General features: G+C 60.8%; 15 protein-coding genes and 1 tRNA gene. 3 read left to right on the forward strand and 13 right to left on the reverse strand.

Translation table 11 applies throughout. The features are described from left to right. Positions 1 to 3 precede the first annotated feature (3 nt). From AB0P14_RS01625 to AB0P14_RS01685, 13 genes are all read right to left on the reverse strand, one after another. Entirely contained in the window at positions 4 to 2,667 is a 2,664-nt protein-coding gene (locus tag AB0P14_RS01625; protein ID WP_363836849.1) for a LuxR C-terminal-related transcriptional regulator, read from the reverse strand. Between the two features lie 155 nt (positions 2,668 to 2,822). Next, complete coding sequence (pth, locus tag AB0P14_RS01630) at positions 2,823 to 3,395, reverse strand: aminoacyl-tRNA hydrolase (protein WP_363836850.1); 573 nt, start codon at positions 3,393 to 3,395, stop codon at positions 2,823 to 2,825. 12 nt (positions 3,396 to 3,407) lie between these two features. After that, on the reverse strand, positions 3,408 to 3,980 hold the full coding sequence (locus AB0P14_RS01635; RefSeq protein ID WP_363836852.1) for a 50S ribosomal protein L25/general stress protein Ctc: 573 nt from the start codon (positions 3,978 to 3,980) through the stop codon (positions 3,408 to 3,410). Positions 3,981 to 4,305: 325 nt separating this feature from the next. Then, positions 4,306 to 5,142, reverse strand: a complete 837-nt coding sequence (locus AB0P14_RS01640) for a hypothetical protein (protein WP_363836853.1) — start codon at positions 5,140 to 5,142, stop codon at positions 4,306 to 4,308. 393 nt (positions 5,143 to 5,535) lie between these two features. Beyond that, on the reverse strand, positions 5,536 to 6,516 hold the full coding sequence (locus tag AB0P14_RS01645; RefSeq protein ID WP_363836855.1) for a ribose-phosphate diphosphokinase: 981 nt from the start codon (positions 6,514 to 6,516) through the stop codon (positions 5,536 to 5,538). Between the two features lie 38 nt (positions 6,517 to 6,554). Next, positions 6,555 to 8,006, reverse strand: a complete 1,452-nt coding sequence (gene glmU, locus AB0P14_RS01650) for a bifunctional UDP-N-acetylglucosamine diphosphorylase/glucosamine-1-phosphate N-acetyltransferase GlmU (RefSeq protein WP_363836857.1) — start codon at positions 8,004 to 8,006, stop codon at positions 6,555 to 6,557. A gap of 115 nt (positions 8,007 to 8,121) precedes the next feature. After that, positions 8,122 to 8,196 (reverse strand) — tRNA-Gln (locus tag AB0P14_RS01655). Positions 8,197 to 8,339: 143 nt separating this feature from the next. Then, positions 8,340 to 9,170, reverse strand: coding sequence for a hypothetical protein (locus AB0P14_RS01660; RefSeq protein WP_363836859.1), 831 nt, complete (start codon positions 9,168 to 9,170; stop codon positions 8,340 to 8,342). Between the two features lie 270 nt (positions 9,171 to 9,440). Continuing rightward, positions 9,441 to 11,234: an ABC-F family ATP-binding cassette domain-containing protein gene (locus tag AB0P14_RS01665; RefSeq protein WP_363836861.1), complete on the reverse strand. Its 1,794-nt coding sequence runs from the start codon at positions 11,232 to 11,234 to the stop codon at positions 9,441 to 9,443. A gap of 42 nt (positions 11,235 to 11,276) precedes the next feature. Beyond that, positions 11,277 to 12,242, reverse strand: coding sequence for a 4-(cytidine 5'-diphospho)-2-C-methyl-D-erythritol kinase (locus tag AB0P14_RS01670; protein ID WP_363838125.1), 966 nt, complete (start codon positions 12,240 to 12,242; stop codon positions 11,277 to 11,279). Positions 12,243 to 12,254: 12 nt separating this feature from the next. Continuing rightward, positions 12,255 to 13,127, reverse strand: coding sequence for a 16S rRNA (adenine(1518)-N(6)/adenine(1519)-N(6))-dimethyltransferase RsmA (gene rsmA, locus AB0P14_RS01675; protein ID WP_363836864.1), 873 nt, complete (start codon positions 13,125 to 13,127; stop codon positions 12,255 to 12,257). A gap of 122 nt (positions 13,128 to 13,249) precedes the next feature. Beyond that, positions 13,250 to 14,416 carry a transglycosylase family protein gene (locus AB0P14_RS01680; RefSeq protein ID WP_363836867.1) on the reverse strand — a complete coding sequence of 389 codons (1,167 nt, stop codon included), beginning with the start codon at positions 14,414 to 14,416 and terminating at the stop codon, positions 13,250 to 13,252. Positions 14,417 to 14,674: 258 nt separating this feature from the next. After that, positions 14,675 to 15,583: a TatD family hydrolase gene (locus AB0P14_RS01685; protein WP_363836869.1), complete on the reverse strand. Its 909-nt coding sequence runs from the start codon at positions 15,581 to 15,583 to the stop codon at positions 14,675 to 14,677. Positions 15,584 to 15,740: 157 nt separating this feature from the next. Between AB0P14_RS01685 and AB0P14_RS01690 the strand changes: the two genes are divergently transcribed. From AB0P14_RS01690 to AB0P14_RS01700, 3 genes are read left to right on the forward strand one after another with little or no spacing between them, the layout of a single operon-like run. Next, positions 15,741 to 16,910: a MoxR family ATPase gene (locus AB0P14_RS01690; RefSeq protein ID WP_363836871.1), complete on the forward strand. Its 1,170-nt coding sequence runs from the start codon at positions 15,741 to 15,743 to the stop codon at positions 16,908 to 16,910. 8 nt (positions 16,911 to 16,918) lie between these two features. Then, complete coding sequence (locus AB0P14_RS01695; RefSeq protein ID WP_363836874.1) at positions 16,919 to 18,415, forward strand: DUF58 domain-containing protein; 1,497 nt, start codon at positions 16,919 to 16,921, stop codon at positions 18,413 to 18,415. Beyond that, on the forward strand, positions 18,412 to 20,826 hold the full coding sequence (locus AB0P14_RS01700; RefSeq protein ID WP_363836877.1) for a DUF3488 and transglutaminase-like domain-containing protein: 2,415 nt from the start codon (positions 18,412 to 18,414) through the stop codon (positions 20,824 to 20,826). The genes AB0P14_RS01695 and AB0P14_RS01700 overlap by 4 nt, the downstream gene beginning before the upstream one ends. Positions 20,827 to 20,837 lie beyond the last annotated feature (11 nt).

The following is a 20,837-nucleotide window of genomic DNA, read 5'->3' on the forward strand; positions in this document are numbered from 1 at the left end:
CCGCTAGTCCTTCCTCTGCTCAAGCTCGGACCGAGAAGTAATACCCAGCTTTGCGAATACTTGGTAGAGGTGGCCTTCAACGGTTCGGATGGACACGCCGATGCGGTCGGCGATTTCCCGATTAGCCAGTCCCCGGCTCGCCAGCGCCACGATCTGCCGTTCTCGCATAGTGAGCGGAACGACGGAGTTGTTAGGCACCAGCGGCAAGACCGGTACCTGCGAAACCAGAAGTTCGAGCCTGTGCTGAGCTTCACGGCTCTCTGTGAGGTCCCCCGCAATATGTGCTATTTCCAGTGCCGTGATGACGCACCGGGATTCAACCGCGGGCAGTTCCAGATTGTGAGCCATATCCGCTGCCGCCAGGGCCATGGCAGCACTTTGGCTCTGGTAGGCGCGTGCCAAGGCTAGTTTGATAGCCGCCATGGGACCTTGCCTCATAAGCGAGACTTCCTCCAGCAAAAGGAACACCTCGTCCTTGCCATAGGTGGCAGCTCCAAAGAGATTCATGGACGCTGTGGCGAAACGACCCTTCGCCCGATCGGCTTCCCCACGGGCCATCAATTTTTCGATAGCCGACGGGTCCTCGAACCACCGCAGTGCCATGAGTTGGAAAAACTCGGCCAAGGAACGGTTCACCCAAAGCGTCCACGGCTCGAGCTCTCGAGCTTTTGCCAAGTAGCTGTGGGCGTTGGGAAGATCATCAAGCTGTGCACAGGAAAAAGCCAGAGCTGAGTAAACCAGAGCCGAACTATTATAGGTGTCACGAACCTCTAACTGTGCTGCAGCAATGAGCAACATGTCCGCAGCTTGTTCGGCTCGTCCGGTGTAGGCGTATACGATTCCCAATGCCAACTCCATGACTCCGCCGCCGTGCCGTGTCATGGAAGAGATCTCAGCCGCATGCTTTACGAGTGACTCACAGGCCCGCCATTGCCCAGTCCAGATTAGTCCAAAAACTATTCCGTGAACGCTCCATTCCCGCATGCGCAGCACGAGATCATACTCCGCAGCCTCGAGATTGATAGCCTCCGAGAGTGCAATAGCATCCAATTCACGCCCCGTTACAGCCAACACCAGAACCAGCAGACTGGCACAGTTGAGCCGGTAGCTCCTGTCGCTGGGATCTCGACTGCCATCCTCAAGTTCTTGCGCCACTAGAGCGAACTCCCCGCGATGCACTTGGAATTCAAAGTAGGCAAGCCGACGGTATTTTTCGGCTTTTTTCAGATCTTCATCTTTGCGATCGGCTTCGGTGTGAGCTGCCGCTATGCGTGCGTCTAGAACGGCCAGGACTGCCTCAATCCGACTGTAGCCCTCTGGAACCCACAGCAAGGAACTGATCAAGGCGCAAGCCCAGGATGAGTACTTTTTTAGAGATAAGTGGGCTAGATTCTGCGGATCGATACTATCTAGGGCGGTGACAGCCAAGGGATAGTTGGCCAAAAGATGGTACGCCCGGCTTCGAATCTGTGCCGCCTTTACCGCGCGGGGATGCTCCCGAGGAATCCCAGCCGAGCAGGCCAGCGCAAGTTGGGGATCAAAACTCACTAAGGCAGCTTGGGCTGCTGCCAGCGCAGTTTTCGGTTTCAGAGACAGTCCAGCGTCGTTCGCCCAAGCTGCAAACGCCAGCAAATGATGTTTGTCCACTGCCGCCGGGTCTAGCGTTATGACATGAGACATCTCTTGGAACCGCTGCGCTTTTTCAACGGGACTCAGCCGTTCTCTCAGTGACTCACCCATGAAAGGCTCGGTGAAAGAAACGAGGCTGTTCGGGCCCGGACTGACAGATAAGAGACTGAGTTCCTCCAGCTCTGAAACTACATCGGTCCCCAAAACTTGGAGTGCAACGCTCAATGACACCGTTCGCAAAAGTGCTAATTTCTCCAAGCCTGTTCTGGCAGACTGTGGCAACCCGAGGAGCCTGGCCTCAACAAGATCGTCCAGAATATTCTCTGTCGCTTCCTGTCTAGGGCCTTCCAACACCCAGACCACCCCGCGCTTCCGCAGTGCGCCGCGGGTGAGGTTCTCATGCACCAAGGCTTGAAGCACCAACGGATTACCAGCGCTCAACTCAAATAATGACGAAACCACCGACTCCGCCACAGGACCATCAAGCGCCTTCTTAAGCAGGGTACGTGTTTCTGCCCTCGTGAAGTCATTGACGCGTTCTGTAGCTAGCCGTCCGTCCTTAATCATCCATGCCAAGTCATCAGGAAGTTCCGATAAGCTCCGGGCCATGACCAGCAGTTTCACAGTTCCGGTCATCAACAGCTGTACTAATAAGCCAACACTCTCTGTGTCGATCCCGGGAAGATCGTCAAGCATGATGACTGTGGGCCGTCCCTGGGCCTCCTGTTTTATGAGTTCAGTTAGCTTATGCATGGTGGTGGTCGGGGATTCAGACTCATAGCCACTGAGTGTCGCCATAAGGACACTCAAAGCACCATAGGGCGAGTCCGTTGCAGATCCGGTCCCAAATATATTGATCACGTGGGTGGTGCTTTGGATCCGGGCTTCAACCCCGTGAGCCATGGTGGTCTTTCCGACTCCACGGGGACCAATGATAGCGGCGCCGTAGAGGGCTGGGTCGTGAAGATGAGCAACTATGGCGCCCAAAATTTCTTGCCGCACAAGAGAGGACCACCGGCGCCGTTCCTGGGCGCCCATAGCCCTCCGTGGAGACTGCTCCTGCCCAGCGTTTTTACGTCGTGGTGCAGCGTTTCCCCATACGCTAGCCCTGCTCAAACTTTCGCACCTCCCCGTTAAAGCCTGAGTATAACAGTGCTCTGCGACACATTCAGGTGGGGTGGCTAAACGGGACGCTAGGTGAATCTGCCCTGCGCGGCCAAAAGTCCTTCGGCGACCAACAATTCCACGGCGTCAGCTGCGTTATCGATCAGGAATGGGAGGGTTTTGTTTTCTATCGTGGAAAAGTCGCGCAACACATGGCTGGCGGCGTCGGCGCGGCCAGGCGGGCGACCTACCCCTGCACGCACACGGTAATAGTCCTTGGTGCCCAAGGTCCGGGAAATGTCCCGCAGACCGTTGTGTCCGCCTTCTCCGCCACCAATTTTCACTTTGACGGTGTCGAAGGGGATATCAATTTCGTCATGGACGGCGATGACATTCGCGGCGGGGAGGTTATAGAACTTGGCGAGTGCCGCCGTCGGACCTCCATTGAGGTTCATGAAGACGGTGGGTTTGGCCAAGATCAGCTTGTGCCCGCCCATGGCTAGACGACCAGTGGCCACCAAAGCCTTAGCTTTATGGGTCTTGAAAGTGGCTCCAAGGCGGGAGGCAAGTTCCTCAACCACCATGTAGCCAATATTGTGCCTGTTACGGCTGTAGCCGGGCCCGGGATTCCCGAGCCCGACTACAAGCCAAGTTTCACTCATTAGTGGTGCTGATTACTCAGCAGCAGCTTCGGTGTCAGCTTCAGCAGCAACAACCGGCTCAGCGAAGTGAGCGATCAGCAAGGTACCTTCGGTGACCAAGGTGGAGCCCTTAGGCAGAACCAGGTCAGAAGCGTGGACGTGATCGTTGGCGGTGCGGCCATTGATGTCGAACTCGATGCGGACAGGAACGTCGGTTGCATCAGCGGAGAGGCTGACGGTCATTTCTTCCTGGTTCACAACTATGGAGGGAGCAGGCTCGCCAACGAGGTGCACGGGAACATCAACAATGACCTGCTCACCCTTCTTAACGGTCAGCAGGTCGATGTGCTCGACGATCTGCAGTACGGGATCGCGCTGAACGTCTTTGACCAAGGCGAGGTGCTTTTCGCCGTCGATGGTGATGGTCAGCAGAGCGTTAGCACCGCGGATGGCGCGAACGGTCTCGCGCTCCGGCAGAACCAAGTGCAGGGGGGCTGCGCCGTGGCCGTAGATAACAGCAGGGATCTGCTTGGCACGGCGGATGCGGCGTGCCGCGCCCTTGCCGAATTCGTTGCGCAGTTCGCCGTTGAGGCTCAATTCAGACATAAAAAATGCTCCTTCTTCATGGTGGGCGTGGACTAAACAGGTCAACACAATCCGCAACATGAATGCCAGGAGCTGTGGGACCCAGTCGATCACGGACACTTTTTCAAGCGTCCCTCGCCAAGGTTTACTGCACAAGTTTAGCAGACCGGAAGGGTAGCAAAGTGCGGCTGGCCTGGGTGCGGGGCTGGGCGGCTGGATATGGAACCCTACTTTTGCTATGCGCTCAACTGATGAACAGTTCGGCGCCGGGAAGGCCATGCTCCCAACTCACTTTCAGTGTGGCGCATACCGGAAGTTCAGTGACGTTATGCGCCGGATCCCTCCGTCAGTGTGGCGCAGAAGTGATCGTCGCCAGCGCTTCTCGCACCCATGCCAACATGACGTCCGGGTTCCCCAGCACCACCTTCGCAGGAATGTGCAAGCACCATAAACCTTTGATCACCAGCAGGTTGTCACGCCGCAGATCCTCAGCCCACCCGCTCTCTGTATTGTGGTAGGTCTCACCGTCAGTTTCCACACCCAAAAGGCCTTCAACCAATAGATCTAAATGGCCAACACCCTTGACATAGAACTGGCCTTGGACGTTAAGCCCGGCCTTGCGCAGGTAGTATCTGGCCACGGTTTCCGCGATGGACATGGCTTGTGGGTCAATCATGTCAATGATGGCCCTTGCACCGGAGTCTTCGCGCCTGGTGAATTCGGCGCGAAGGTCAGGGATGGTGCACTCCTTGAGGACCACTGCAGATTCTAGAGCTGCTAGGCCGTCCACCTCGGAGCCACACTTGACGCATTGGCGCAGGATGTCCATCAAGGTCTGGGGTCCACTGACTTTGTGAACCACACACCCAGAAATTGGCCTGCCATGCGCTGCGGCAACATGCGGAAAGAGTGGCCGTTTAATAACCCACAGCCCCAGCTGCTCTGCCTTGGTGAAGCATGTCCGCCGCGCCTGATACAGGGCTAGGTGTATATCAAGCGGATCAGCATCCGGCAGCGCATAGTAGCCACGTCCAACCTGGCTGATAATTCCAGCGCTTACGGCCTGCTTCAGACTCCAGGCCGTACATCCCCTGACCAACAAGTCCTTTCTTCTTGCGACCTTGCCAAACCAGGCAACTTCATCCGCTACAGAACGGTACTTTGCTGCTGCTGAAAGTGTCATGCACCCTAGTGTGTCCATCCAACGGCGGCCGCGGCAGCCCCGCCGTCGTGATTGTGGATAGGTCAGCCCAGTACCCGGCTGTGGAGGAACGAACGTTACTTTATGCGCCGGGCTGACATCTGAATCCAGCGCATGCTGTAACTCAAAGTTTTTTATACGCCAAGCCCGTCACCAGTCCGGCGCATGAGGTAAGGCGAGGAGTGCGGCAGTGGGCAACGGATAGGGTGTCCACGGACCGGGGCGGGAGGGTGCGGCATCGGGGGTGAGGGTGTGGCGCAAGAGGTATGTCACCGGGCAGTGAGTACGGCGTAGGCATGTCGGGGTGGGCGGGCACAGACAAACGGCCGCCTCCCGTGAAGGAAAGCGGCCGTGTGGCAAGCAAAAAACCGAGTGTTAAGCGTCGCCGTCGAACAGGCTAGTAACGGAACCGTCTTCGAAGACTTCCTTGATAGCGCGGGCCAACAGGGGTGCGATGGAGAGCACCGTCAGGGTCGGAAAACGCTTCTCTTCCGGGATCGGCAGCGTGTTGGTGACAACCACTTCACGGGCGCCACAGTTGGCGAGGCGCTCGGCGGCAGGATCGGAGAACACCGCGTGCGTGGCGGCGATAATAACGTCCTTGGCACCGGCATCCTTGAGGACGCGGACGGCGCCGGCGATGGTTCCACCGGTGTCGATCATGTCATCGATAAGTACGCAGGTGCGTCCCTTGACCTGTCCCACAACAGTCTTGGAAACGGCCTGGTTGGGCATGGTCAAGTCACGCGACTTGTGCACGAACGCCAACGGGGCACCACCTAAACGCTCGGCCCACTGCTCAGCAACGCGTACACGGCCGGTGTCCGGTGAGACCACGGTGACTTCGTCGTCGCCCACAATGTTGCGGATGTGCTCTGCCAACAGCGGGATGGCGAACAAGTGGTCCACCGGGCCGTCGAAGAAGCCTTGGATCTGCGCGGTGTGCAGGTCAACGCTCATGATGCGGTCCGCGCCAGCGGTCTTGTACAGATCGGCAACCAGACGGGCCGAGATCGGCTCGCGCCCACGGCCCTTCTTGTCTTGGCGGGAGTACGGGTAGAACGGTGCAACGACCGTGATCGCAGCGGCCGAGGCGCGCTTCATGGAGTCAACCATGATGAGCTGCTCCATCAGCCAGTTGTTCAACGGAGCCGGGTGCGCCTGAATGATGAACACTTCCTTGCCGCGCACGCTCTCCCCCGAGCGAACGTAGATCTCGCCGTTGGCGAAGTTGTACGCCGACATCGGCAGCAACTCGGTGTTCAGGCAACGCGCCACTTCCTCGGCCAGCTCCGGGTGTGCCCGGCCGGTTGCCAGAACCAGTTTCCTGTCGACGTTATGACTTAGTTCGCTCATGATTTACTTTCTCGCAGTGGTGGGGTTGGTGAGAAGCTTTAGTTGCTTGCATTTTCCGCGGCTTGCGCGGAGATGCTTCCCGGGCGGTGCTCGGAGGTCCAGCCTTCGGCGTTGCGCTGCGGGGCCACCGTCAAGGTGAGCGCGCCAGCGGGAACGTCCTTACGGACAATGGCGCCTGCGCCTGTGAAGGCACCGTCCCCCACTGTCACAGGGGCCACGAATACGGTGTTGGATCCCGTGCGCACACCGGATCCAATGACCGTGCGGTGCTTGTTGACGCCGTCGAAGTTTGCAGTGATGTTGCCGCAACCAATATTGGTGTCCTCACCAATCTCGGCGTCGCCGGCATAGCCCAGGTGCGAGAGTTTGGACCCTCGACCGATCGTGACGTTCTTGGTTTCGTAGAACGCACCAATCTTGCCGTCGGCACCCAGAACGGTGCCGGGACGCAGATACGTGAAGGGGCCAACGTGAGCGCCGGCTCCGATGATGGCACCGGTTCCGTGGGTGCGCGTCACTTCGGCGCCCTCAGCAATCTGGACATCCGTCAGTGTGGAATCTGGACCCACGACGGCGTCGCGCGCCACTGTGGTGGTGCCGTGCAGTTGGGTGCCGGGCAAGATAGTGACGTCTTCGGCCAGTTCCACGGTGGAGTCGATCCAGGTGGTGGCGGGGTCGATGATGCTCACGCCTGCGCGCATCCAACCTTCGACTATGCGGCGGTTGTGTTCGGTGCCCAGCGCTGCGAGCTGTACGCGATCGTTGGCGCCTTCAACCTGCCAGCGGTCGGAGGTGGAGACCGCGGCGACCCGGCCGCCGTCGTTCCTTGCTAGGGAAAGAACATCGGTGAGGTACATCTCGCCCTGGTTGTTATCCGTGGTGACACTCTGCAGGGCGGTGCGCAGGACGGCGGCGTCGAAGGCGTAAATGCCGGAGTTGATCTCACGAATTTCACGCTCTTCGTCAGTGGCGTCCTTGTGCTCACGGATGCCCAGGACGGTGCCATCGGTGGCATCGCGCAGGATCCGGCCGTAACCGGCTGCGTCGTCAAGGACCGCGGTCAGGACGGTGACGGCGTTGGAATCAGCGTTGTGCGTGGCGACGAGTTCGGCCAGCAGCTCGGTGGTCAACAGCGGAACATCCCCGTAAGTGACAACCACGGTGCCTGCCACGGGGGCCTGGGCGTCGAGCGCCTCGAGGGCCTGCTGGACGGCGCGGCCGGTTCCGGGAATGCCATCCTGGTCAACAATATCAGCGGTGCTATCCAGCGCCTCGATGTGGGCTGCGACGAGATCGCGCTCGTGGCGCACCACCACAGCCAGCTTGGCCGGGCTGAGCCCCTTGGCCGCCGCAAGCGCGTGGCCCACCATGGAAATACCACCGATGGTGTGAAGAATCTTGGGGGTGCGTGACTTCATTCGAGTGCCTGCGCCTGCAGCGAGGACTATGACAGCCGCCGGATTGTTGCTGGTGATGTCTTGGGGGCTCACTAAGTGGCGCTCCTGCCCGGACCCTAGTCCGATGTCAAACGTACGCAATGGGAATCAGTTCCATGGTACCTGCTCGAGGTACCTGCTCGGCCGACAAGCCTGACCGTTTGGAAGGTGGTTCCGCCCACAGGATTCGAACCTGTACTCCACAGCTCCAAAGGCTGGGGTGCTGCCGTTACACCAGGGCGGACCATGAGCGACCTGCTCCCGCCGGAAGCTCACGAGAATATAGTGTGCCACGGCCATGGCATGTTGCGCGAGTTGAGGGCCGTGGCGCCGCACTAATTTCTGCCCCATCTACACATCGGAGTGTCAAAGGTCACAAAAACCGGCTCACTTTGAAGCGATCATGGCTAGGGCTTGCTTGACCCAGCTGAGCATGAGTTCTGGTTGGTACATCACCACTGCGGCCGGAATTCTTAGCCGCCAGACCCCTTCGAGGACATACATGGTGTCCCTGCGTAGATCTTCTTTCCACTGCCTTGGATCATTGTGATATTTTTCGCCGTCCGTCTCGATGCCCAGAACTCCATCGACCAGCAGATCCAAGTGACCGGCGCTGCGAATGTAGGCCTGCCCTTGGACGTTATAGCCGGCACCCTTCAAGTGGTAGCGCCCGCATGTTTCGGTGATGGACATAGACTGCGGATCAATCATGGCCACGATAGCGCGCCCCGCGGTGTCGCGCCTTCGAACAAACTCGTCTCTTAAATCGGCGATGGTGCATTGTTTGTCCACCACCGCGGATTCCAGCACGACGAGGGCTTCCAGCTCACTTCCGCAGCACACACACTGTCGCAGGATGTCCATAAGAGTCTGGCCACCTTTGGCTCGGTGAACTACGAAGCCCGGAATTTTATTGCCATGGGCTGCCGCTACATGGATTTGTTCAGGTTTTTTCAGCAGCCAAAGTCCCAAGTCGGCAACCTTGCTCAGGCAAGTCCGTCTGGCTTGGTGTTGAGCCAGCCAGACGTCAACAGGCGAGGCATCTGACAGGGCGTAGTAGCCAGAGGCCACCTTGCTCACCACCTCCATGGTTTGCGCCTGCGCCAGATCCCACGCGGTAAACCCGGCCGCCACGAGGTCCTTGCGCCGTGCGACCCCGCCGCGGACTGTCATTGCCCGCTCGAGGGCCTTGGTCTTCGCGCTTCTTGACTGGCTCATGAATCAAGGGTGAGGCACAAACAGTGGCGGCGATAGCACCGACGTCGTCCATGGGGATGAGACGCCGTTGGGGGCTGGATGTGGAGGAATTAACGACTCCGCGCCCGAACACATACGCACTATTGGGCGTGAACAGTGCGTATACGCGCTGAGCTATAAACACATACGCACCATTCGTTGTTACTGACTCGTCAAGGTGTCTGGACGCGTCAGTAACAACGAATGGTGGGTATGTGTTCAGGCTCGGCAGGCTCGGCAGGCTCGGCAGGGCTACTCGAGGACCTCCGAGGCCTGCAGCCATTCCAGCTCGAGGCCTTCGCGCTCGGAGGCAAGTTTGTCCAGCTTGGCCTGCAGATCACCGAGGACATCGTAATTGCCCACATTCTCAGCCATCTGGGCGTGAATCTTGGCGTCGGCGGTCGAGTTCTTGCCCAGCTGGCGCTCCAAACGGTTCAGAACCTTGCGGGCATCGCGCTTCTGGCCCTCGGTGGGACCGGAGGGGGCAGCAACCGCAGCCGCTGGCGACGAAGAGGACGGCGAAAGCCCCGCGTTTTCGCGCAGCTCCAGGTACTCGTCAACGCCTCTGACCAGGCCACGGATCTTGCCGTCGCCCAGCAATGCCATCTGATGATCGGTGACGCGCTCCAGCAAGTAACGATCGTGTGAGACCACCACGAGCGTGCCCGGCCAACCATCGAGCACGTCTTCCACGGCAGCCAAAGTGTCGGTATCCAGGTCATTGGTGGGCTCATCGAGCATGAGCACGTTGGGCTCGCCCACCAGCAGTCGCAGCAGTTGCAGGCGGCGGCGCTCACCACCGGAGAGGTCCTTCACCATGGTCCACTGCTTTTCCTTGGTGAAACCGAGCTGCTCCACGAGCTGGCCAGCGCTCATCTCCTTGCCAGCCACCTCAAAGGAGCGCTTCTCCCGCTCGATGACCTCCACGACGCGCATGGTCAGGACATCGTCCAGCTCACGCACCTCCTGGGTCAGCACGGCGGTCTTGACAGTTGAACCGGTCTTCATCTTCCCGGACGACGGCTCGACTTCACCGTTGAGCAGGCGCAGCAAGGTGGTCTTACCGGCACCATTGACACCGACCAGTCCCAGCCGCTCCCCCGGCGCCAGGCGCAAGGTGATGTTGTTAAACAGGTTCTTGGCACCCTCGCCCTCGCCAATGGTCAGGGAGACGTTTTCTAAGTCGATGACGTCCTTGCCCAGACGTGCGGTGGCCATCTTGGACAGCGCCACGGAATCGCGGGGCTCCGGAACATCGGCAATCAGCTCATTGGCAGCCTCAATGCGGAACTTGGGCTTGGCAGTTCGCGCAGGTGCGCCGCGGCGCAGCCACGCCAGTTCCTTCTTGACCAGCTGCACACGCTTGGATTCCACGACGGCTGCCGAGCGGTCACGCTCGGCGCGGGCCAAAACATAGGCGGCATAACCGCCGTCGAACGGGTCAATGGTGCCGTCATGAACTTCCCAGGTACGGGTGCAGACTTCATCGAGGAACCAGCGATCGTGGGTGACCACCACGAAGGCGCCTTCATTGGCACGCCAGCGCGCCTTGAGGTGACGTGCCAGCCAGGCAACGCCTTCCACGTCGAGGTGGTTGGTGGGCTCATCGAGCATGATGACATCGTCATCGCCAATGAGCAGCTTGGCCAGGGCCACGCGGCGCTTCTGGCCACCGGAGAGCGTGTGGATGTTGGCGTGCCAATCAACCTCGCCCACCAAAGCGCCCATGATCTCGCGAATCTTGGGGTTGGAGGCCCACTCGTGATCGGCGGCCTCCCCCACAATCGCGAAGCCCACGGTGTCATCGCCGTCGAGCACGTCCGTCTGGTCCAGGTAGCTGACCTGGACGCCGCCGCGCACGGTGACACGGCCAGAATCTGCGGTTTGGCGGCCAGCGAGCAGACGCATCAGCGTGGACTTGCCATCACCGTTACGGCCGACAATGCCAATGCGGTCGCCCTCTTCCAAGCCGACGCTGACGCCGTCGAGCACGGTTCGGGTCGCGAAGGAGACGCTGAGGTTCTCCCCGCCCAGCAAATGAGCCACGTGGTACCACTTTCTTTTACGGTATTAGTTCAAACGTTAATGCTACAAAATGATCTGTGCGCCGTGCACGGGACCCTCAACCGGCAACCCCGGGTGCCCCAGTTCGGCCAGCGCCGATGCCAGCAACTGCGCATGATGCGCGTCCGCGGCCAAGAATGCCAGAGTGGGACCTGAACCGGAGACGAGCGCGGCCAGCGCACCCAAACTCTTGCCCGCGGCCAACGCCTCCGTCAGCGACGGCGCCAGATACTCAGCTGCCGCTTGGAGGTCGTTGTGCAGCCACGGTGCCAGTGCCTTCGCATCCCCTGCCCGCAGCGCCGTCAAGACTCCCGCCTCAACCTGCCCCGGAACCGGGGCCACAATACCGCCTGCCGCACGCAATGTATCCAGCGTCCCATACACCACAGGGGTGGACAGACCGAAGTCCGCCGGCACTAGCACCCAGTGCAGCGGCGTTGGCGCGAGGGCTGCTGTGAGCTCATCCCCAATACCAAGTCCGACGGCGGCTCCCCCCATGAGCGCGAACGGCACGTCCGCGCCAAGTTCGGACCCTAGCTGGGCCAGCTCTTCGCGGGACAGACCCGTATGCCAGAGCGCGTCGCAGGCCACGAGTGTGGCTGCGGCGTCTGCCGAGCCTCCACCCATGCCGCCAGCGATGGGCACATGTTTGGTAATTTCAAGATGGACGCCACTAGGGTTTTCGGCAATGTCGGCAACCAGCCGGGCAGCCTTCACCACTAGATTTTTCCCGTCCAGCGGAATGCCTGCCAACTGTTCCGGAGAAAGGGAACTATCCGGATGGATGGAGACGGTGATGTCCGTGGGCAGAGTGTCGGCACGGGCTGTGGCGGCTACTTCCTCATAGAGGGAAACAGCCAAATAGGTGCTGGCGACGGCGTGGTAGCCGTCTTCGCGCAGCGGTCCGACCTGAAAAAAGGCGTTGATCTTGCCCGGGGCGCGTACCTTGACCCGGCGCTCGGCGGGGGCCCAGAGGCCGGCCTCGTTCATGGTGGTCATGGACTAGGCAGTGAGCTTTGCTTCGGCGATGCGGGCATAGGCTGCCACATCTATGACTTCACCGCGGGCGCTGGGATCTACACCAGCTTTGCGCAGGTACGCTTCTGCTTCGGCGGCGCCTCCTGCCCAACCGGCCAAGGCTGCTCGTAGTGTTTTACGCCGCTGAGCAAAAGCTGCGTCAATGACAGCAAAAACTTCTTCCCGTGAGGCACTGGTTACCGGGGGTTCGTGACGTGTGAAGGCCACCAGCCCGGAGGAAATTTTCGGGGCCGGCCAAAACACGTTCATGCCAATGACTCCGGCCTTGCGCATCTTGGAGTACCAGGCGCCCTTGACCGAGGGCACACCATAGGTTTTAGATCCGGGGCCGGCAACCATTCTGTCGGCTACCTCGTCTTGCACCATGACCAAGCCGTGCTGCAGGGAAGGGAAATGTTCCAGTAAGTGCAGGACCACAGGGACAGCCACGTTGTAGGGCAGATTCGCTACCAGTGCTGTGGGCTCAGCCGGGAGTTCAAGGACGCGCATGGCATCGGAGAGCACAACTTCAAGGTTGGCAGCCTTCTCCGGACGGAACGCAGCCACCGTGGATGGCAGCTTGGCCGCTAGAACCGGGTCGATCTCAACAGCCACAACGCGGGCCGCGGCATCAAGCAGGCCAAGTGTGAGGGAGCCCAGTCCGGGACCCACTTCCAGAACCGTTTCACCGGGGTCAACATTGGCTGCTGCCACAATGCGGCGAATGGTGTTGCCGTCGATGACAAAGTTTTGTCCCAGCGTTTTAGTGGGACGCACACCGATTTCTTCAGCCAGTCGGCGGATTTCGGTGGCGCCCAGCAGTGGCTGGGTTGCGGGGCTGGATTGCGGGGAGGTCACCCAATAATGGTAGCCGCTATTAACGCACACACTCCCCTACCGGCCTTGAGACCGGTAAAGGAGTGTGTGATGGTTGCCGCTTTGCGGCGGTGCTTTCGTGGAGCGCCGCCAGAGTGTGAGGGTTATCCTGCCGCGTGAGCGCAACCCCACGGCTGCAGTCCGCGCTGGGCGTAGACACGGTTGGCAATGTCAATTTGCTGGGCCTTGGTGGCCAAGCTTGCGTTCGGGGCGTAGGCCCCGCCGCCGGCACCGAGCCAGGTCTGGATATCAAACTGCAAGCCACCGTAGTAACCGTTGCCGGTATTGATGGACCAGTTGCCCGTTGCTTCACACTGGGCAATGGCATCCCACATGGCCTCGTTGGACATGGCCGGTGCGCTGGCGCCAGTGTTGGCACCACCAGCTGTTGCAGCCTTTTCAGCCTTCGGCGCGGGGCGTTCCTTGCTACCAACGCTGACCTTGGCAGCGACAGGAGCCTTGAGAACCTTAGATCCGGTTTCGGTACGGCTAACTTCAACGCCGTCAACGGTGACAGTGCGGAACGTCTTCTCCAACGTGCCAGCAACACCGGCACTGACGGTCTTTTTCTCGTCCTTGAAGAGTGCCGCGTCAACGCTTTGTTCGGTCTCGAACGGGACATCCTCAGTTGCCTGAGCGGTTCCTGCGTTGTTCACTCGGGTCACCTTGACCACCATGTTCTCTACCACGGGTGCCCCGGCAGGTGCCGATAGCTGGTCAGTCTCGGCTAGGGTCACACCGGTTTCGCTCAGGAAATCGGAAATCGTGTGGGCGGTGGTGGTCTTGACCGACTTCTTGCCGTCGGCCACGAGGGTGATCTGCTTGGGGGTGATGATGCTCAAGCCACTGGAGTTGGCGAGCAGAGCGTCTGCGGGGAGGGAAACCCGAGCATTGGCGGCGATGCCCATTTGGCTGATCAAGCCGCCAATCTTCGTGGAGGTGGTGGTGACAGTTTGCTCTGCCCCATCCAGGCTCACGGTAATTTCCTTGGCCGTGTTGACGGTAATGACTGAACCGCTTTCAACACTGGTCTCTAGAGCCGGTGAAACGTGATCAGCAGCGGTCACGGAAATGTCCGCTTCCTGGAGCACGTCACCAACGGACCCACCGTAGGCTTGAACTGAGCTGGATTGGCCATCCACCACCAAGGTGACGGTTTTAGTGGCCGTTATGAAAGCCAAGAGCGCTACGACGAGCGCCAACAAGACTGCTGCCTGGCAGGCAAGCTTCAAATAGCTCAATTTGCCATTGACGGTGAGGAGAGAAGACACGAGTTCCCGTAACTACTAGAGCACCCGGGCACGGAGAAGTAAGGAGCAACCCTGACCGAAACAGGCCGCAAAATTCTGCGGCTGGCACATGACAAAATTGTTCTTACGAACGGTGGCTCTGGAGCAACTTCGAACGGTAGCTCCAGCAGCATTTCACCCGTTGGCCTTCCCCGACCACGGCTAATAGTTACCCAGCGTAACCCAATCGTGACATTGCGGACAAGGCTTAGTTGGATAAAAGTGAGGCAAGCAACAGCACTAGTCTGCCCAGGATCCGTACACGGATTCCGTATTTTTGCGCAACAGGTGGCCCATTGCGCTCAAATCCAGCTCCATGAGTTGTGCCATGCTTTGCACCGTGTACGGCAGCATATAACTGGCATTGGGGCGTCCTCTGAACGGGTGAGGGGTCAAAAATGGTGCGTCGGTCTCGACCAGCACCAACGACGGGTCAGCGACGGCAAGGGCATGGCGAAGATTGTGAGCGTTCTTAAACGTCAAGGTTCCCGAAAAGGACATGTACCAACCATTTTCGTTACAGATCTGTGCCAATTCAGCATCACCGGAGAAGCAGTGGAAGACCAACCGCGGGGGCGCCCCTACTTCCGCCAGAGTCTTGAGTACATCCACATGCGCGTCGCGGCAATGAATCTGCAGAGCCAGCTCCCGTTGCTTGGCAATCTCAAGGTGTTCACGGAAGGAATGGTGTTGGGCAGCCACCCCGTCCGCACCCGTTCTGAAGTAGTCCAAACCAGTTTCACCAATGGCACGAATACGAGGATGGGCCGCCATCGCATCAATTTCTGCCAGGGCCGCATCTAGGGTCCCGGCAGTGGCCAGCTCGGGGGCATCGTTGGGGTGAATGGCCACGGCACCGAGCAAACGCGGATCCGCGTCAACCGCAGCAACTGTGAAGCGGGAGGAGGGCAGATCGCAGCCCACTTGGACGGCACCGGCAACACCTACAGCCTCGGCTGCATCCAGCGCCGCAACCAGATCAACGGGTGAATCACCAAAGTCAAAGTGTGTGTGGTTGTCATGAACCGGCACGGGCAGCGGCGCCGGAGCTGGTGCGAAGGCACCTGGGCGAGTGCCGGCGTCGTGCGTGTGCTCCTTTGAAGGGAGCTCTTCTGGGCGGTAGGGGCGGGGAACATCATTGGTGCACATGGTCTTTTACTTTACCGCCCACTTCTTTTGCTGCCGCAGAGGCCCCAATTGGTGGACAAGCTAGTAGCGTAGGGCACAGGGGCCGGCGCTGGTGCGTTGTGGCCCGTTGTAGAAGTAGCGAAGTGTAGAAGTAGCGAATCGACCCGAGAGGTGGGGCATGGGCCCGCACGAGACATTGCTGGCAGACACCGCAGCGGGAAACCCCGGTTCTGCACCCGTGCCGCCGAGTGTGCCCCCGAGCGCGGGCACGACTGTTCCAGGCCCTGCAGTTCCAGGCCCTGCGGTATCAGGCACGGCTGTTCTAAGCGCTGCGGAATCCGCGGCGAGTCACGCAGCGGCCGCACCCATGGAGGCCGCGCGATTTGCGCAGTTGAGCCAGCGGATCATGGCCGTGATGAACACCGTGATCGACGGTAAAGAAGAACAGGTACGGCTGGCGCTGACGGTGCTACTGGCCGGCGGGCACCTGCTGTTGGAAGATGTGCCGGGCGTGGGTAAGACGCTGCTGGCGAAGTCGTTGGCCCGTACAGTGCACTGCACAGTCAACCGCATCCAGTTCACCCCGGATCTGCTGCCGAGCGATATTACCGGCGTCTCCATCTTCAATCAGTCCACGCAGTCCTTTGAGTTCCGGCCCGGAGCCATTTTCGCCAACATTGTTATTGGGGACGAGATCAACCGGGCGTCGGCGAAAACCCAATCGGCGCTGCTGGAATCCATGGCCGAACACCAGGTGAGTGTGGACGGGAAGACCTATAGTTTGGCGGCCCCGTTCATGGTGATCGCCACCCAGAACCCCATTGAAATGGAAGGCACTTACCCGCTGCCCGAGGCTCAGCGCGATCGCTTTATGGCGCGGATTTCACTGGGCTACCCGGACACCGACGCCGAGTTGTCCATGCTGGAAACCCACCAGTCGGTGAACCCGCTGGATCAGGTGGAGAGCGTTGCCACAGCCGAACAGGTCACCGCCATGATCGCGACCGTTGCCGCAATCCATGTGGCCCCCGCCGTACGCGCCTACACCGTGGCCCTCGGGCAGGCCACCCGATCCAGTCCGGAGCTCCTCCTCGGCGCCAGTCCGCGAGCGCTGCTGCAGCTACTGCGTGCGGCGAAGGCCACGGCCGCCTTGTCGGGCCGCGGTTTTGTGCTGCCCGATGATATTCGTGCGCTGGCCGCGCCGGTTTTGGCCCACCGTTTGCTGGTAGAGCGTGGTGCCGCCAGCCGCGGCGCCACCGCTGCCAGTGTCATCGCCGATTTGCTGGCCACGGTGCCGGTTCCTGGACAACCAGATGGGCGCGCCGTGAAGGACGCCCGGTTTCAGTAGGCTCTGACGTGGCGCCCTTTCCTCCCTTTACACTGCGCGGTTGGCTGCTTCTTGGCGCAGGTGCACTGGCCTTGTTGCTGGCGATAGTGCTGGGCCGGCGCGATCTACTGACGCTGGCCATCTTCTGTTTGGCCCTGCCAGGGGTGGCCTGCGCCGGACTGTTCTGGTTCAAGCCGGGCCTGTCCCTCAAACGCTACCTCTCCCCCTCATTAGCCCGCGCCGGCAGTGAAGTATCCGTCGTCTTGGACGTGCGAGGACACGCACCCGGCGGCTCGCGGGCCCAGCTCGTGGAGAATCTACCGTACAGTTTCCACGACTCCCCCACCTTCGAATTCCCCAACCCCACCGTGCCGCGGGGCCTGCTCAGCCGCTACCACTATCAGGTGGTCCCGACCCGTCGCGGAGTGTTCACCGTGGGACCGCTGCGGGCCCAGTTCTCCGATCCCTTCGGCGTGGCCTTCCTGCAGCGAAAACTGGACGACGGAGGAAAGCTCACCGTCGCCCCGGCTGCCGTGGAGCTGGCAACCATCTCACTCTCTGATGGCAGGGGCCAAGACGGCTCCCGCACCACCAAGGAATTGGCCCACGCCAGCCACGACGATGCCATGACGCGTGAATACCGCCCTGGAGATCCATTGCGCCGGGTGCACTGGCCCGTCACCGCCCGGCAAGGCAAGCTCATGGTTCGTGCCGAAGAATCTGTCACCGCACCCGAGGCCGCCATGGTGTTGGACTTGCGCCCGGATGCTTTTGGAGCCGTGCACCGCGCCACGTCCGCACCGAGCAGGAGAAGCGCCGCTGGCGTTTCAGTGGCTGGGCTGTCCGAGGCAAGATTCTCCGGCTCAGGATTCTCCGGCTCTGGGATCTCCGGCACTGGCTCTGGGTTTTCTGGTTCAGGGTTTTCTGGTTCGGGGTTGCGAACCAACGCTACTTTTGAGTCGGCCGTCAGAGCGGTAGTATCCATTACCGCGCACCTACTGGAGCGCGGCTATTTGCTGCGAGTTCTGGATCAGGATGGCAACCCCGGTTTTGCCTCCTCTGCCTCGGCCATTGTTCCGGAGGCCGAAGATTACAGTGGCAGCCAAGGTATTTTTGACGTGGCTGCCGCATTGGCTGCGCTGGAGCTCGGCGGCGATGCAACGGCAGCTAAACCAAGTACGGCAACAACCGCAACTGGCACAACCACCTCAACATCGGATGCCGCTACCGCTACCCCCTTTGGCAACGAACTCGCTCACAAGCTCCACCGTGGCCGACGCCGCGGACCGCTCGTGGCCGTGACCGGTGTACTCACCGAGCCCCAGGCCCGGCAGCTTGCCGACATTGCCGAATCTACACAGAGCGCCTACGCCTTGGTCCTCTGTCAGGATCCACTCGACGTTGCGCCGGCTCTAGAAATCCTGCGCGGTGCAGGATGGCGGGCTGCGGCCTTGACCCCATCGGACCCGCTAGAAGCAGTCTGGTTGCAGCTTGACCGCAGCAACTCCGTGGGGCTGGCACCATGACAATCCGCCACGATGCCAATCAGCGCCGCACGAGCACCGCCAACCTGTCCGCCACGGATCGCAGCGGGAAGGGCACCCTGGGGAAGGGCACGCCCCCCACAAGGGCCCCCAATGCGGGAGCCGCCCGCTGGATTCTGGCGCTGGCCATCTTCACTGCTGTCATGGGATCCTCGCTGGCACTCAAGGGAATACTGGTGGATTTCGGCTGGTTCCCGCGTGCCGCCGTCGTGGTTGCCGCAACCCTGTTGTTGCCCGCACTACTGCGCCGGCGCCCCGGGCTGAGTCCCTTTGCGCCGCTCGGTGCGCTAGCGGGCTGGTTACTGGGGCTGACCATGGTCTTTTTCCCGACCACGGCGATCCTGGGCATTATTCCCACGACCGAAACTCTCGCGTCCGCGCAGCTCATGGTCTCCGAAGCCTCCACCGTCATCATGAACACTCTGACACCGGCGCCGTCGGTGCAGCCCATGTTTTTCCTTATCGCCGCGGGTCTAGGCTTCATCGCCCTGTTGCTGGACACCCTGGCTATTACCGTGGCTTTGCCGGCGGCCAGTTCGCTCGGGTTCTTGCTGATGATGGTGCCATCGGCGCTCATGACAAGGTCCGGTCTGGAATTCTGGGGTTTCGTGGGTCCCGCGGCAGGATTCCTGCTGGTGCTGGGTTGCTGCCGGTGGTACGCGCCGGAGGGAAAACTGCGCACCGACGTTCCCCGATTCCCCAGCGGTACCCTGCCGCAGGCGCTCGCGATGGGGGCGGCCGTGGTTCTGCTGATGTCGATGCTGCCAGCAGTAGTGCCCGGTTTTAAGCAGGGCGCTTTTCCGCAAGGCACGCGGTTCAACGAACAGAGCGGAGCAACCAGCCTTGACCCGATGATTTCCCTCGGCCAGAATCTACGGGAACAGTCGGCTCAGACGCACCTCAACTACCTGAGCAACACCCCCTCCGCCCAATACATCCGGGTCAATACCTTGGAGGACTTCACCGGTAAATCGTGGCGGCCATCGCCGTTCTCCACGGGTCTGGACCCCGATCTGAACAACGTTGCTCCGGAGCCCGATGCCAGCCCCGCCATCCCCCGGATAAAAACGCTCACCTGGATCACCCCGGCAGGGCTGCGTAGTGAGTGGCTGCCTGCCCCGGCCGGAACGGTTGCCGTTGAGGACTTGGGTGGCAAGTGGCGCTGGGACCCCACCACTGCCACCATCAAGGGCGCTGGTTCCTCCATCGCCAACCAGTCCTATGTGGTGCACAGCGAGGTGCCGGAGTTGACCCCGGCCCGGTTGGAGCTAGCCACCGGAACGCCCACCCCGACACTGGAGCAGGTGTTCACCACCCTCCCTAACGACGTCCCGAAGCTGGTCAGCGAGACCGCCCAAACGGTGGCGGGGAACGCCGGCACGCCCTATGCCCAGGCCATGGCGCTGCAAAATTATCTGCGTTCTTCGGAGTTCAGCTACAGTCTCGACACACCTGCCGCGGATGGCTACGACGGTTCCGGCATGGCAGTTCTGGAAGCCTTCCTGACCAACAAGAGCGGCTACTGCGTGCATTTCTCCGCCGCCATGGCCGTCATGGCCCGTGAGCTGGGCATCCCCTCGCGCATCGCCGTTGGCTACGCCCCCGGTGCTGTCACCACGGAGGTCGTCAAGCGCGACGGGCTCACCCTGTTCGGCTACCGGGCCACGGGACGCGATGCCCATGCCTGGCCCGAACTGTATTTCGAGGGATTGGGCTGGGTCCCGTTCGAGCCCACTCCCGGGCGTGGTTCTGTGCCTGATTACGCGCAGGAGGAAACGAGTTCTGACCCTGCCGCCAGCGCGCCGGCCGTCCCCACCACCGAGGCTGCCGCCACCCCCACCACAACGTCCGCCACAACTACCGCTGCCGCCGCTCCGGGAAGTCCGGGGCAGGCTGCTGATGCACCCCGCTGGCTCCCGGGCGTGGGTGCCGGGTTGCTGCTAGTGCTGCTGTTGTTGATCCCGGCCATGGTCAGAGGTAATGTTCGACGCCGGCGCCTGGCTCTGCTGCGTACCCCCACCTCTGCTGGGTGTACAGGAGGTGCCAGCGGCGAAGCTCTGCCCGTGTTGGCGTGGCGTGAACTTATGGACACGGCCACCGACTTTGGTTACGCGCACGATGCCTCGCGCACCCCGGCACTGCATGCGCAGGAACTCGCAACCATGCTAGGGCCCACAACCCCAGTAGGCCTGGCGCTCCTGCGCCAGGCCTACGAAGAAGATGCTTACGGCGTTGCGCTCACAGCATCCGTTGGCGAAACCCCAGCGGGGCGCGATGATCTGGCGGACGCTGTGGAAACCGTCACCGCCCGTCTCCAAACTCAAGCCACACTCTGGGGACGGATACGCGCACGGTGGATTCCGGCGTCGTTCTTCAGGCGATGGGGACGATAGCCAAGAAGAAA

It is taken from the genome of Specibacter sp. NPDC078709, assembly GCF_040686795.1.
In the GTDB taxonomy this organism is placed as follows: Bacteria; Actinomycetota; Actinomycetes; order Actinomycetales; family Micrococcaceae; genus Specibacter.